12 protein-coding genes are annotated in these 14,094 nt (G+C 36.2%); 4 read left to right on the top strand and 8 right to left on the bottom strand.

Annotated features, from left to right (window positions below; translation table 11 throughout):
• Window positions 1–30: 30 nt before the first annotated feature.
• Window positions 31–198 carry a bacteriocin-like protein gene (locus CQ022_RS22995; protein WP_165791672.1) on the bottom strand — a complete coding sequence of 56 codons (168 nt, stop codon included), beginning with the start codon at window positions 196–198 and terminating at the stop codon, window positions 31–33.
• A gap of 259 nt (window positions 199–457) precedes the next feature.
• Here CQ022_RS22995 and CQ022_RS16000 point away from each other — a divergent pair, with 259 nt between their 5' ends.
• Window positions 458–691 (top strand): hypothetical protein, encoded by a 234-nt coding sequence (locus tag CQ022_RS16000; protein WP_105683314.1) that lies wholly within the window; start codon window positions 458–460, stop codon window positions 689–691.
• Between the two features lie 66 nt (window positions 692–757).
• Here CQ022_RS16000 and CQ022_RS15995 read toward each other — a convergent pair whose 3' ends face one another.
• Window positions 758–2,158 (bottom strand): MAC/perforin domain-containing protein, encoded by a 1,401-nt coding sequence (locus tag CQ022_RS15995; RefSeq protein ID WP_105683313.1) that lies wholly within the window; start codon window positions 2,156–2,158, stop codon window positions 758–760.
• Between the two features lie 141 nt (window positions 2,159–2,299).
• Here CQ022_RS15995 and CQ022_RS15990 point away from each other — a divergent pair, with 141 nt between their 5' ends.
• The gene (locus CQ022_RS15990; protein ID WP_105683312.1) at window positions 2,300–3,055 is read left to right on the top strand and encodes a DUF5995 family protein; all 756 of its coding nucleotides are present in this window, start codon (window positions 2,300–2,302) and stop codon (window positions 3,053–3,055) included.
• Window positions 3,056–3,116: 61 nt separating this feature from the next.
• On the opposite strand, the gene CQ022_RS15985 is transcribed toward CQ022_RS15990, so the two are convergent.
• The 5 genes from CQ022_RS15985 to CQ022_RS15965 all read right to left on the bottom strand — a co-directional run bounded on the left by CQ022_RS15985 (window position 3,117) and on the right by CQ022_RS15965 (window position 10,957).
• The gene (locus CQ022_RS15985; RefSeq protein WP_105683311.1) at window positions 3,117–6,215 is read right to left on the bottom strand and encodes an efflux RND transporter permease subunit; all 3,099 of its coding nucleotides are present in this window, start codon (window positions 6,213–6,215) and stop codon (window positions 3,117–3,119) included.
• Window positions 6,215–7,330 carry an efflux RND transporter periplasmic adaptor subunit gene (locus CQ022_RS15980; RefSeq protein WP_105683310.1) on the bottom strand — a complete coding sequence of 372 codons (1,116 nt, stop codon included), beginning with the start codon at window positions 7,328–7,330 and terminating at the stop codon, window positions 6,215–6,217. The genes CQ022_RS15985 and CQ022_RS15980 overlap by 1 nt, the downstream gene beginning before the upstream one ends.
• A 3-nt stretch (window positions 7,331–7,333) precedes the next feature.
• Window positions 7,334–8,608, bottom strand: coding sequence for a TolC family protein (locus CQ022_RS15975; RefSeq protein ID WP_165791671.1), 1,275 nt, complete (start codon window positions 8,606–8,608; stop codon window positions 7,334–7,336).
• A gap of 307 nt (window positions 8,609–8,915) precedes the next feature.
• Window positions 8,916–10,280: a sensor histidine kinase gene (locus tag CQ022_RS15970; RefSeq protein WP_105683308.1), complete on the bottom strand. Its 1,365-nt coding sequence runs from the start codon at window positions 10,278–10,280 to the stop codon at window positions 8,916–8,918.
• 2 nt (window positions 10,281–10,282) lie between these two features.
• Complete coding sequence (locus tag CQ022_RS15965; RefSeq protein ID WP_105683307.1) at window positions 10,283–10,957, bottom strand: response regulator transcription factor; 675 nt, start codon at window positions 10,955–10,957, stop codon at window positions 10,283–10,285.
• 216 nt (window positions 10,958–11,173) lie between these two features.
• Here CQ022_RS15965 and rmuC point away from each other — a divergent pair, with 216 nt between their 5' ends.
• Window positions 11,174–12,679 (top strand): DNA recombination protein RmuC, encoded by a 1,506-nt coding sequence (gene rmuC / locus CQ022_RS15960; RefSeq protein ID WP_105683306.1) that lies wholly within the window; start codon window positions 11,174–11,176, stop codon window positions 12,677–12,679.
• A 145-nt stretch (window positions 12,680–12,824) separates the two neighbouring features.
• Window positions 12,825–13,592 carry a TrmH family RNA methyltransferase gene (locus CQ022_RS15955; protein WP_105683305.1) on the top strand — a complete coding sequence of 256 codons (768 nt, stop codon included), beginning with the start codon at window positions 12,825–12,827 and terminating at the stop codon, window positions 13,590–13,592.
• 118 nt (window positions 13,593–13,710) lie between these two features.
• Here the strand turns inward: CQ022_RS15955 and CQ022_RS15950 are convergent, their stop codons facing one another.
• Window positions 13,711–14,040 (bottom strand): hypothetical protein, encoded by a 330-nt coding sequence (locus tag CQ022_RS15950; protein WP_034694620.1) that lies wholly within the window; start codon window positions 14,038–14,040, stop codon window positions 13,711–13,713.
• Window positions 14,041–14,094: the final 54 nt, after the last annotated feature.

The raw sequence follows: 14,094 nt of genomic DNA, 5'->3' as shown, positions 1-14,094 counted from the left end.
GCCTTTAAAAGACGACCTTACTATTTCTTGTTAGTCAAGACAGATATACGGTTTTCTTGGTGGATAACAACAGTAAGGGTTGCTGCAGAAAATATATCCTGGCTGACATCCTCCATCTACAGGGGTTTCACAAGCTAATGCCGCACCACCCAAAACAGTTTTTAATTCTTTTCTGTTTAAACTTTTTAGATTTTTCATGATTAATTTAGTTTAATTTAGTTTCCTACTCTTGAAGATTTTCGGATTCCTCTTTTTATTTCTCTTTACGTTGAATTAAATATACAATTTATTTTTAAAATTTCTGAATTTCAGATCATTATCGTTAAAAAAATAATTGTTTTAAGAAATACCTCTTGTACCGATGAATTAATTTAATTATTTTAGCTCAAAAGCAATATAACTTACATAACTCACTGTAAACAAGTTATAAACCAACACCATAATTAAAAATTAAACCATGAAAAAGAACTTAACAAAACTTTTAAGAACAGATTTGAAAAATGTATTCGGAGGAACTCTTTATCCTGCAGAATGTCCTGGAGGATGCCACGGTGAAGGCATGATCAGATGTCCTGACGGCACCACTACTATGACTAATTTTATATGTATGGGAGGAACCTGTCAGCCGGCAGCCATGTGCAAACCATTGGTTCTTGAACCTTTTCCAGATCCGATTATCATCACCCCGTAATCTGATGAATAAAAAAAGAGACTGTTTTCTGACAGTCTCTTTTTTTTTTACAATTATAATTTTACATTAAAAAATATCGCTGCCGATGATATAACCATTGGTACCGTTTATCTTTTTAACCGCATTATTATTAAATCGATATTTATTATAGATACCAAGATTAGGAATATATCTTAAAGTATTACCTTCCCTCATATATATTTTATTGGTATAATTATCCTGTTTAAGATCATTATCAGGTGTTAAATCCGCCCCGCGCTCTACTGTTGACAAATTACTTGGACTCACAGTCGCGATTTCGCCGCTGGTAATATTAAACAATCCGTAAAGAGTCATAGGACTTTGAATATATCTCAGCTTATTTTCAAACATAAAAAATATCTGGTTGGTAGCAGGATTTCTAACAAAATTACCATTCACAAGGTTTGCAGTATTGGTATAATCCAGTCTCACCTGATTATCAATTAAATATTGATCTATATAAGCTTTTAACTGAGCTTTCTTTACAGGATCTTTAATAAATTCATAAAGAGGGATCAAACCATTACTTCCAAATTCTACCAACACTGCATTAGCTGGTGTTGAACTGTTTTGCCAGCTTGAAATATTAATTTTAGGATTTGACTGGTCAAGGTTTAGCTCTCCCACCAAACTCTTCGATGGATCTCCACCTCTGGTTTTATAGGATAATTTTCTAGAAAAGTTTTTACTTGATTCTGAAGTATCGATGTCATTATCAACATTGGCATCAAAAATACTCTTTACCCCAACTTTAACTCCAACTCTAGCTGCTTTTTCACGGCTTTGATTGGTAGTTTCAGATTGAAACATAACATCTAACTTAGCTCCGGTATAAATATCAACTGCAACGTGGGTTCCATAATCATTTACAATCTGCGCAGGGCTGTTATTCTGTAAATCACTGGAGAACTCCGGTGTCAAATAATCGGATAATAAGACAGGAGTAGCATTAAATCTAAATCTTCTTTGTTTAATTAAAAGATTATAACTCCCATAAATATACTTCGCATCAAATTTATTAGTAGTAGTGTTGCTAACTGCAGAACTAAAAGTAACCGAAATAAGTTTTTTAAATAAAGAAAATCCAGCTGAAGCTCCTACTTTCGTAGAGACCATTTTTGAGTAAGCTTCAGCATTTTCACCATATTCTTCAAGATATTCCTGAGAGAATACATTATCAGTGATCAACCTACCTGCCTGTTCGGTTTTAAATTTTTCAATATCAATCACCTGATATCCTGCAGAGTTAGAATTAGCATATTCCCCCGTGGCATTATAACCGTATCCTAAGACATCATAGATACCATCACCAGCGCTTTTAGCAAAATTTCTCCCTGAATTTTTTTTTGAGTTTTCATTTAGGTTAGGATTTTCAAGCTCATCAGTAGAGCAAGAAGCTGCAAACAGTAATATAATACTGGCAAACAAGAAACTTAGTTTTTTCATATTTTTATTTTAAGTCTGTAAACTTACCTCTTTGTACCCAAAGCCAAAATGACATAAATCATATATAAGGGAATTAATTAAAAAACATGCAATATTATACTGTAATAATAATTTCTCAATATCTTTAAATAAAAATCTACCATGAAAACCATTGAGGAAGTTCTGAAAAAACTGGATGAAATCATTATCTGGTGTAAAGAAAATCAAAGTCCGGCAGGATATTTTGCCTGTACCTACCGAATCATGACAGCCCAGGTTCTGAAAGGCATTCAGCAAAAAAAGTTTGAAGACAACCCCAGAATGACATTGCTCGACATTGCTTTTGCACAGAGATACCTTCAGGCATGGGAAAGCTACAGCAAAGGAAAAAGATGCACCAATTCATGGTACATTGCATTTGAAGCGGCTAAAAACAAAAATCTGTTGATTTTGCAGCATATTTTTTTGGGTATGAATGCTCACATCAATCTGGATCTGGGTATTTCTGCAGCGACCATAATGCCTTACCGGAAAATAAATCCTTTGAAAAAAGATTTTGAAAATATTAATAATGTCATTGCTTCTATTAATCAGAACGTGCAGAATTCTTTAAACAAAATCTGTTATCCCGTAGACCTTATTGACCAACTCTCTAACGGAAAGGATAATGTGGTACTTGATTTTGCAATTTCCAAAGCAAGAGACACCTCATGGGCAACAGCAGTCATTGCATGCAATACTCCAATTTTCTTGAGAGAATCTGTAACCGATATTGTAGATTATGCCGCAGCAAAAGTCGCTACACAAATTCTGAACCCGAAGATCCTCGCTCCTGTCCTTTTAAAAGAACTTAAAAAATGTGAAAGCAGTGATGTGGTGAAGAATATTGAGATTTTGGAGTCTACAAAGAATACTTAACAAAAAAAGGCCGGGATCTTCCTCACGGATCCCGGCCTCATAATGAACAAAATAAAAGAAACTATATTGCTCCTTTATGCTTTTTACGATAAGCATAATGGAAAATAATAGGTAGTATTGTAAAGGACAGCAGCATACAGACAATCAATCCTCCAACAATCATAATGGCTAAAGGTTTCTGAATTTCTGAACCCATTCCGTTTGACATCGCTGCGGGAAGAAGTCCCATAGATCCCATCAGGGCAATCATCACCACTGGACGAATTCTACTCTTCACTCCTTCTGCAATGGATTCTTTCAAGGACATTCTGTTTTGGAGATTTTCTTTCATCACTCCAATCAGAACGATACCATCTATCGTTGCAACACCAAAAAGGATGATGAAACCAATTCCCGCTGAAATTCCGAAGATGGTTCCCGTAAACCAAAGGGATAAAAATCCTCCGATAAACGCAAATGCCAATGTAATGGAAGAAATCAGTGTATCTTTTATGTTTCCAAAGTTGAAATACAACAGCATCAGAATAAGCACTAAAGAGATCGGCACTACCATTGCCAGCTGTTTTGCAGCTCTTTCTTTGCTTTCAAATTCTCCGGCCCAGGTCATTTTATGGTTTTTCGGAAGTTTTACTTCTTTCTCTACTTTTGCTTTTGCTTCTTTGATGGTACTTCCCAGGTCACGCCCTTCAATATTAAATCCAACTCCGATGTATCTGCTGTTTCCTTCGCGGTAAATAAATGACGGTCCTGTATAATAATCAATCGTTGCAATTTCTTTCAACGGAACTTTTTTATTATCCTGAGTCGGGATGAGAATATTCCCCATCTTTTCCGGAGTATCTCTGTAATCTTTTTCAAATCTCAGCATGACATCGAACATTCTTTCTTCTTCATAAAACTTAGTAGCAGCCTGCCCGCCAATCGTCATTTCGATAACCGCTTGTGCATCTGCTGTGGAAACTCCATACTTGGCCATTTTAGAATCATGAAGCTGTATTCTCAATTCCGGCAATCCAATATTTTTAAAAACATTCACATCGGATATTCCCGGAACTGTTCTGATGGAATTGGCAACTTTATTGGCATAATTTTCAAGTTCGAAAAGATCATTCCCAAAAATCTTAATCACCAGCGGGGCTTTTACTCCTGCTACATATTCTTCCACATTATCCTGTATTGGCTGGCTGAATCCAAAGTTGATACCAGGATACTTTTCAAGAGAAACTCTCATTTCTTCGAGGAGTTCTTCTTTGGATATTTTTTTCTTCCATTCATTTTCCGGCTTCAGCTGAATGTTGAATTCAATATTAAAAAATCCGGTGGGATCAGTTCCGTCATTGGGACGGCCTGTCTGGGTCATGACAAATTTCACTTCATCATATTTCATGAGAATCTCCTTCATTTCTTTGGTTAACCGTACAGATTCATCCAAGTTGACACTGTTGGGAAGAGTTGCTCTCACATAGATGGCTCCTTCGTTCAGTTTTGGTAAAAATTCAGATCCGTAATTTGAAAATCTCCATCCACAAATAGCAAGTAAAGCAACAAAGCCAATCATGAATCCTTTTTTGTGACGGTCGCTGAACTCATAGATTCTGTAGATATTGACTCTGAAGAATCTCGAGATAAAGTTTTCTTTCTCTTCAATATTTTTAGTCAGTAACAGTTTACACATTGCCGGAACGTAGGTTAAGCTTAAGATCAATGATCCTAACAACGCATATCCAAGCGTAAATGCTAACGGTGAGAACATTTTTCCTTCCACTTTCTGGAAAGAGAAAATCGGCATCAGGGCAACGATAAGAATCAACAGGGCAAAGAAAATATAACTTGCTACACTTCCGGCACTTTTCTTAATAATTCCCAGTTTCGAAATTTTGTTGAATCTCCGCAGGCCTATTTTTTTTGCTTTAAGCTCGAGGGCAACAAAGACATGTTCTACAATGACCAGCGTTCCTTCCAGAAGCAGTCCGAAATCCAGCGCTCCCATAGAAATCAGGTTAGCGGGAAGTCCCTGAATTTTCAACATAATAATTGCAAATAAGAAAGCCAAAGGAATTACCGATGCTACAATAAAAGTTGTTCTCCAGTTGTAAAGGAATATAAATACAATGATGGAAACCAGAATAACTCCTTCAATAAGGTTTTTGGAAACGGTATGAACAGTAGTATTTACCAATTCTGTACGGTCAATGATCGGAACAATCTGAACATCACCGGGAAGTTCTCCTCCGTTCAACTCTTCTATTCTGTCTTTCAGTCTCGCAATCACTTCGCTTGGATTTTCGCCACGAAGCATGATGACAATTCCTTCTACGACATCATTTTCTTTGTTATATCCTACCTGTCCTAATCTTGGTTTTGCCGAAATTTTTACTTCAGCAACATGCTTTACCAAAATAGGGGTAGAACCTTTTACCTCGATCTGAATATTCTCAATATCTTCTTTTTTCTCCAAAAGACCAATCCCCCGCACTACATAAGCCTGATCACCTTTTGCCACTACATCTCCTCCTACATTAATATTACTCTTCGAAACCGCTTCATACACATCCAGGGGGGAAAGGTCGTAATTGTGTAATTCCGTAGGATTAATTTTTATTTCATAGGTCTTTTCTTCACCACCAAAGCTTACCACATCAGCAACTCCGGGAACCGCCAGCAATTCTCGTTCTACCACCCAATCCTGGATAGCCGTCACTTCTTTGATGGGAAGTTTACTCTTGATAATATACCGGTAAATTTCACCGGTAGCTCCGGACGGAGGTTCAATACTATATTCTGCCCCGGCAGGAAGTTCTACATTTCCGAGTTTATTGGATGCATACTGCTGTGCATAAAAATCATTGACATGATCATCAAAAATAACAGTCACCACTGATAATCCAAATAGGGAAATAGACCGCACCGAAGTTTTATTCGGGATGGCATTCATTTCCTTGGAAATAGGTAAGGTGACAAATTTTTCTATTTCTTCAGCACTTCTTCCAGGCCATTGGGTAATGACTCTTACTCTGGTATTGGTAACATCCGGAAAAGCTTCAATGGGGGTATGTAAATAAGAATAGATTCCTCCGGCCAGCAACAGGAAAGTTCCCAGAAGAACAATCAATGAGTTTTTTAAAGAGAAGGAAACTATATTCTGTACAAATTTTCGCATTACTTCGTGGAGTTATTTAATTGGTTTTTCAGGTTTTCATAAATCAGCAATCCATTGGAAGCAATCACATTTTCACCTGGCTTTAAATTCCCTTCTACATAAATATACTGACTGTTGGAAGCTATTTCCGTCACGGGTCTTATCTCAAGTTCACAGTCCTTTTTGTAAACCACTACATAACTTTGGTTGTTATCAAAAATCAAAGCTTTTGCAGGAATAGCCAATGCACTTTTGTTTTGTGAGTTAACGGGCAATACAACATCTGCAGACATTCCTGGTCTTAGCTTCATTCCATTATTATCCATAATGATCTTGGCTTTGAGAACCCTTTCATTTTCGTTGAAAACCTGGGAAATATTATTGATCTTTCCTGAAAAGCTGTCATCCGGATAGGCCAGTGTTTTTACCACTACAGGCTGATCTACATAAACATGTCTCATATTGGTTGCGTATACATTAGCCATCACCCAGACTTTATCCAGATTCGAAATCGTAAACAGCTGATCTCCACCAGCAGTAACAGGCATCCCTTTAGCAATATTCTTTGAAATAACATAGCCGTCTGCCGGAGCTTTTATCTGAATGGTATTTCCTCCTGCAGAATACAACTGCATATTTTTCTGTGTCTTGGAAATATTAGATTGCAAAATGGCAACTTCGGAACGGGCTTCCTGTAAATCCTTCTGTGAAGCAATATCATCTTTATACATGGCTTCTACAGAGGATAGTTTTCTTTTGGCTACTGCCAACTGTGCCTGTAAGGTTTGGGTATCATCCTGCATTTCATTCACAGCCGTACTTTTTATACTTGCCAGGGTTTGTCCCTTTTTCACATAATCGCCAAGAGAGAAATAGGTATCAATCACCACTCCGTCCACAAGACTTACAAAGGGAACCGTTTTATCTGAATTACTTTCCACCTCTCCGGTAAGGGTAATACTTTCTTCTATGGGAAGCATTTCTGCTTTAACCAGCTTAATATCTTTTTTAAGTTCTTTGCTGATGCAGTAAACTTTATCAGCTTCTTTATTTTCTTCTTTTCCGGCGCAGCCTGTAAAAATCATGAGGGCAGACAGATAAGCTGCAGCAATGTATTGGGTAATATTTTTGTTCATATCTTATAAATCTTGTCCTACAACATACTGCAGGTTTTCGTAGTATTGATTAAGTTCTTTTTTAGTATCCAGAATGATCATTTTATTTCCGATATAGGTATCCAGAAAATCCATGTATTCCAGCATGCTGATATTTCGTAGTCTGAAATTTTTCTCATGACTTACCAGTAAGCCGTCCAGTGTAGATTCATAATTTCCATCAATTTCTTCTGAAACCTGTTGGGTACGGATATAGTTTCTGAAAACAGAGACAATTTCATTCTCAGACTTCAGCATGTTTTTGCGGGTTTCAAGTTTGCTTTTCTCAATTTCAAGCTTAGCTTCCTGAATATTTCCTTTGTTGCGGTCGAAAATGGGAAGATCCATAGAAACCCCTAATCCTATAAAATCTTTCATGATATTTCCTCCGCGGTCATAGCCAATAGAAACGGCGACATCGGGAGTTTTCATAGCATTTTGAATCTCCAGATTTTTAGCTGCATGCTTTTCTTTATTCCTTGAAATCATGATATCAGGACGGTTTTCTTTTGCTTTTTCCATCCATTGAGCAACCTCTAATTCAGAAAGTTGTTTTTCAGGCATCACAAATGAATCCGATATAACCAGATAAGACTGGGAAGGCAGCATCAATAAAGCTTTAAGCTCTGCCTGCTGATCTTCGATTTCCTGTTTTAATGAAATCAGCTTCTTTTTAAATTCAATTTCCTGTGCTTTTAGGCGGACATATTCAGCTTTACTGATGTTTCCCAAATTCAGTTGATTATTATAAGATTTTGTTAGCTTCTCAATGGAAGCAATCTGTCCCTGATAAATTTTCTGCTGTTCCTGATTGTACAGGATTTCTGTAATGGTATTTCTGAGTGTCTTTTTAAGCTCACGTAAAACTTCCTGCAGCTCGTACTTCTCGCCTTCCACTTCTATTTTCTGCAGCTCGATATTTTTTCGCCTTTTTCCTGCCGTCTGAATCACCTGCTCTATCTCAGCAGAGATTTGGGTATTCTTTCCCCAGTTTCCGATCAGTGCCGGCTGTTCTTCAATATCATAAGTTCTCCATAAGTTAACTTCACTGATACTTAATTTAGGATTAGGCCAGTATTTTGCCTGAACAGTACGGGCTTCAGCTTGGGAAATCTCAAGCTTCTGTGCAATCAAATCAAGGTTTTTAGCCAGAAAAATAGTTTCAGCTTCCTTTCTGCCGATTTTCAGGGTATCTGAAATCTGTGCTGAAAAGAAACTGAAACAATGAATATAAAATAGGGTAAAAAATAGCTTCTTCAAGATGTCTTATTTTAAGACCACAAAGCTATCCCGCTAATATTAGAGGGAATTCTAAACAAAATTAGAATTCGGTTAGTTCAACATTAGAGTTTGATTAGAATTTTTTTTATTCCTGGGAAGTGTGTTGAATTAATATGTTTTGGCTGAAGCCTAAGGATTTCGATTGTATTTTGTAAGCGGGTTAAAACCCGCTCCTATTGAATATTCAAATCTCTCACAGATTTCACGGATGAGACAAATTTTTAAGATTTAAAATGAATCTAAAATCATCAATTTGCGAGATCTGGGAAATCCGTGGGAGAAAAAATCAAGAATGAGCTGGAAATTCAAGAAGAACATTTGTTCCGACATTAACCTCGGAATCAATTTTCATTGCAATATGATGATGATCAAAAATACTTTTAGAAAGGGATAAACCAATTCCACTGCCTTTTACAGAATCTACATTTTTTCCCCTGTAAAAAGTCTCAGCTATTTTCATAAGATCATCTGGTGGGATTCCCCTTCCTTCATCTCTTACTTCAATATACAACTGGCTATATCTTTTTTCCGATAATATGATCACTATAGGTTTATCATAGGAATACTTGATCGCATTTTCAACAATATTATATAGGGCTAAATATAGCAGAGTTTCATTTCCTGGAAATTCCAGCAAAGTAGGTTTTGTTACCTGAAGCTGTATTTTAATGGATGAATTGTTTTCTTTTGCTTTCGGTTCTAATTTCTCATAGATTTTCCAGATCAACTCATCCACTCTCATCAGTTTATGAGAAGATTCCAGTTTAGACATTCCGGACATCAGCAGAAGATTGTTTAAAATATTTTCAATCTCGTAAACATGATCTAATGATTCTTTTGCCACTTCTCTATATTCTTCCGGAGTTCTATCCTTTTGAGCAAAAACTTCCAGGTTTCCGGAAATTGCTGCCAGCGGAGTTTTAAACTCATGAGAGACATAATTAATAAAATTCTGCTGTAAGAGAACATTTTCAGAAATCCTTCCCAACAGTTTATTGTAAGATTTTATAAGATCTTCAATTTCATCATTGGTATTGGTAGAAGTAATTGCTGTAGAAATATTATTGTAATCCACTTTATTAATACGTTCTACAACATTGGAAATAGGTTTATAAACCACCTTTGAAAGATACCTGCTCAGAAAATAAATCGCCAGCAAACCAACGACCAATACAGAAAGCATGATAATGGCAAGCCTCAATATCTGTGATTGAAAAGAATCGTTTGATGATTTTACAAAAACTACGAAATCCCCCTGATTATCCGGATAAAAAATTCCATAGTAGAATTGATTATCAGACATAAACTGGATTCCTTTATTATTTCGGACAGCCTGCAAATGAGAAAGCTTTATATTCTTATCATTCACATTATGTCCAAAGGTAACTTCGTTATTCTGATTGTAAACCGCTACCCTGTTATTCTGAATCAGGTGATTATATTCTTTTTTGATCTGGGCATGACGGTCTTTTGGAAGCTCATCTTTTTCAAGGTAATAAATAGCAGAAATAAGAGCCGTATTTCTAAGCTTTTCAAAATAAAAAATCTTGGTACTGTCATAATAAGCAAAGAATATCACCGCAGATGTGATGATAGAAACAATGCCGAACGAAAGGCTTGAAATAAGGGTAAACCTGTTTCTGAGAGTCATTTTCAGTCTTTAATCAAATAGCCGGTTCCTTTCACCGTATGGATTATTTTCTGTTCTGTTTCATCAATCTTATTACGTACGTAGGAAATATAAACATCTACTACATTCGTTGTATTATCAAAATCAATTCCCCACACCTTATGTAAGATCTGGGTTCTGCTCAGCACTTTATTTTTATTCTCCATCAGGAAAGTGAAAAGCTTGTATTCTGTAGGGGAAAACTCAATTTCCTTATCATTCTGGGTAACCTTATGAAGGTCTGTATCAATGGTGATATTTCCACATGACAGATACTGGTCTTCTTTCTGATAGCTCAGTTTATTGCGTCTTGTTAAAGCTTTAATCCTTGAAATCAGTTCTTCAAAATGGAAAGGTTTAGATAAATAATCATCAGCACCCATATCCAGCATTTTGATCTTGTCATCCGGACTGTTCAAGGCACTTAAAACTAAAATCGGAGTATAATTTCCTTTAAATCTAATAATCTGGGTAAGCTGCATCCCATCCAGTCCGGGAAGCATGATATCCATTAAAATAATATCGAAATCATAGGTATGAAGAAGTTCACGAGCCTTTTCCCCGGAATCTGCAAGCGTCATGTGATAGCCAGCCTCGGAAAGACCTTTTATCAGGAAATTGCTGATTCTTTGATCATCTTCTACCAACAAAATATTCATAAGTCTCTGAAATTTCCTATAAATATAAGTAATCTAATTAAGAAAGGAGGCTGGAAGCTGGAAGAGAGAGGTAATAGAATTGTATAAAACAATTGTTGCTCATTTTATTCACCTTTTAAAAACATTGAAATTAATTTAAAAAAAATAATCAGTTCTTCCTTGTCCAAAAGTGACTTCCAACATATTTCTTCCAGCCTTTTTTCATAATTTTGGAAGATGGAGATGATATATTTAATTATTGGGTTGGTTGCCGGTGGTGTACTGGGCGCTGTTATATTATATTTTGCACTGAAATCATCAATGGTTTCAAGGCGTTCTTATGACGAGCTGAATACCTTATCTATTAAAAACCAGTCTGATCTTGAAAATTCTAATCTTAAGATTCAGGAACTTAATCAAAATATCAATAAAGAGAAGGAAGCCAATATCCTTCAGCAGGACCATTTGGATGATTTGAAAAATGAATTTTCTAAAATTTCTGCCGAATATTCTTCTTTAAATACTCAGTTTCAGGAATTAAAACAAACCAATCAAAGACAAACCACACAGATAGAAACCCATATTCTTGAGAAGCAGTCTATTTTTGCAAAAAACTCAGAACTTTCGGCAAAGAATGAAGGTCTACAAAAATCTCTTGACACCCAGAAAGAAGAAATTATCAAGATCCAGGAGGATTCAAAACTTCAGTTTGAAAACCTTGCCAACAAAATTTTAGAAGAAAAAACAGAGAAATTCACCACTTTAAATCAGAATAATTTAAAAAACATTCTGGAACCTTTTCAGGAGAAAATTGCTGATTTAAAAAATAAAGTCAACGAGGCCTACGAAAAGGAAAATAAAGAACGTTTCTCCCTCGCAGAAAAAGTAAAGGAACTGGCAGAGCTGAACCAACAGATTTCTGATGATGCCAAAAAACTGACCAGAGCTCTGAAAGGAGAAAGCAAAACTCAGGGAAATTGGGGTGAGATGATCCTTGAAAGCATTCTTGAAAAATCCGGGCTGGTAAAAGGAAGAGAATATTTTCTGGAACATGAGCTACGTGATGAAGACAACAACGCTTTATTCTCCGAATTCTCCGGAAAAAAAATGCGCCCCGATGCAGTGATAAAATATCCGGATGAAAGAAATGTCATCATCGATTCCAAAGTATCCCTGACTGCCTTTACAGATTTGGTAGACGAAACCGATCCGGACGTGTATGCCATAAAGCTAAGCCAGCATCTTGGATCTATCAAAAACCACATTTCACAGCTAAGTCAAAAAGCTTATGACGACTACGACAAGTCTATGGATTTCGTCATGATGTTTATTCCTAGTGAACCAGCTTATATTGCAGCCATGCAGGCTGATCATAATCTATGGAACTATGCTTATGAAAAAAGAATACTTCTGCTTAATCCAAGCAATCTGATTACTTCTCTTAAACTGATCGCTGATCTTTGGAAACGTGAATATCAGAATAGAAATTCTATAGAAATTGCTGATCGCGGAGCAAGACTGTATGACAAATTTGTAGGTTTTGTGGAAAATCTGGAAAAAGTAGGGCGAAATCTGGATCAGGCAAAGAATGTATATAATGATGCCTACAAACAACTTCACACCGGAAATGACAATCTCATTACCCAAACTCAAAAGCTGAAGTCATTAGGAATCAAAAACAAAAAAGAGCTGCCTCAGAGTCTTATCGATAACAGTAATCTTATTGAACCGTCAGACAGCTAAACCTCATAAAGAAGTAGTTTACCACAGAAAGTTCAGATTTAAGTTTTGTTTAAAAAGAAAAATAAATTCCATTTGAAGTTAAATGGAAAAGGCTTTTTATGAAAACCAGGGAAGTTCAATCATAAATTTTGCATAATTTTGCGGAATGTTGATAGAAAGTTTTCAAAACGATAAAATAAAAAATGTCACTAAGCTCCTTACTGACAACAGGTTTCGTAAAAAATCAAAAGTTTTTGTAGTAGAAGGCCAACAGGAAAATGAAAGAGCCATGCAGTATGATTTTGAACCGATGGAGTTCTTTATCTGTGAAAATATTTTTAAAGGAACCCTTCCCGGTGGAAAAATTCATTATGTAAGTGAAAAAGTATATGAAAAAATAGCGTACAGAGGAAGTTCTGAAGGGATTATCGGGATCTACCATGCTAAAGAAACGCCACTTTCTTCATTTATTCCTAAAGAAAATTCTACAGTAATTATTGTGGAAGGAGTAGAAAAACCAGGAAATCTTGGTGCTATTTTAAGAAGCTGTGAAGCATTTAGCGTAGATGCATTGATTGTTGCTGACGGAAAAACCGATTTCTACAACCCTAATGTAATCAGATCCAGTGTAGGATGTCTTTTTGGAATGGAAGTATATCAGGCTGAAAATGAAGAAACATTGGAATTCCTGCAAAAGAATAGTTTCAATATCTACACTACGCTCATGGATGAAAGTGCTGAAGACCTTTATAAAAGAGATTTCAGACAACGTTCGGCAGTATTATTTGGTACAGAACATTCGGGATTAAGCGATTTCTGGATCGGAAAGGGAAAAAACACATTAATTCCGATGGCCGGAAGTATTGATTCTTTGAACCTGAGTAATGCTGTTGCTATTACCTGTTATGAGTCTTTGAAACAGAAGAAAGGATAAATAATAGTTTATCCTTTTTATAATATAAGATTGCTTCGCCTTCGGCTCGCAATGACTAGGCACAAAAAAACCGTTTCACTGGGTGAAACGGTTCTTTTATGTTAAGCGTATGCTAGAATTATTTCTTAGCAGCATCTTTAGCAGCATCAGCAGCTCCTTTAGCAGCATCAGCAGCTCCTTTAGCAGCGTCAGCAGCTCCTTTAGCAGCATCTTTAGCAACTTCAGCACCAGCAGCAGTAGTAGCAGCAGCAGCATCTTTAGTAGCTTCTACAGCAGTAGTTGCAGCAGAATCAACAACTTTAGCAGCTGAATCAGAAACTACAGCAGCAGAATCAGCTACAGTAGCAGCAGCAGAATCAGTTGTACCTTCAGTAGCAGTAGCTTCAGTTTTTTTACAAGCAACTAGAGAGATTGCAGCGATAGCAGCTACGAATAATGACTTTTTCATAATAAATTAAATTTAATTTTGTTAATATTGTTTTATAAAATTTTCTTCTGTTCT

Origin of the sequence: Chryseobacterium culicis, from assembly GCF_002979755.1 — a bacterium.
Classification (GTDB): domain Bacteria; phylum Bacteroidota; class Bacteroidia; order Flavobacteriales; family Weeksellaceae; genus Chryseobacterium; species Chryseobacterium culicis_A.
Note: the sequence above shows the minus strand (reverse complement) of the source record. Positions and strands in the feature narration are given on the sequence as shown.

Coding starts and splice junctions, on each gene's coding strand:
- CQ022_RS22995 (WP_165791672.1), bottom strand. CDS start 198: ATGAAAAATCTAAAAAGTTTAAACAGAAAAGAATTAAAAACTGTTTTG.
- CQ022_RS16000 (WP_105683314.1), top strand. CDS start 458: ATGAAAAAGAACTTAACAAAACTTTTAAGAACAGATTTGAAAAATGTA.
- CQ022_RS15995 (WP_105683313.1), bottom strand. CDS start 2,158: ATGAAAAAACTAAGTTTCTTGTTTGCCAGTATTATATTACTGTTTGCA.
- CQ022_RS15990 (WP_105683312.1), top strand. CDS start 2,300: ATGAAAACCATTGAGGAAGTTCTGAAAAAACTGGATGAAATCATTATC.
- CQ022_RS15985 (WP_105683311.1), bottom strand. CDS start 6,215: ATGCGAAAATTTGTACAGAATATAGTTTCCTTCTCTTTAAAAAACTCA.
- CQ022_RS15980 (WP_105683310.1), bottom strand. CDS start 7,330: ATGAACAAAAATATTACCCAATACATTGCTGCAGCTTATCTGTCTGCC.
- CQ022_RS15970 (WP_105683308.1), bottom strand. CDS start 10,280: ATGACTCTCAGAAACAGGTTTACCCTTATTTCAAGCCTTTCGTTCGGC.
- CQ022_RS15965 (WP_105683307.1), bottom strand. CDS start 10,957: ATGAATATTTTGTTGGTAGAAGATGATCAAAGAATCAGCAATTTCCTG.
- rmuC (WP_105683306.1), top strand. CDS start 11,174: ATGGAGATGATATATTTAATTATTGGGTTGGTTGCCGGTGGTGTACTG.
- CQ022_RS15955 (WP_105683305.1), top strand. CDS start 12,825: ATGTTGATAGAAAGTTTTCAAAACGATAAAATAAAAAATGTCACTAAG.
- CQ022_RS15950 (WP_034694620.1), bottom strand. CDS start 14,040: ATGAAAAAGTCATTATTCGTAGCTGCTATCGCTGCAATCTCTCTAGTT.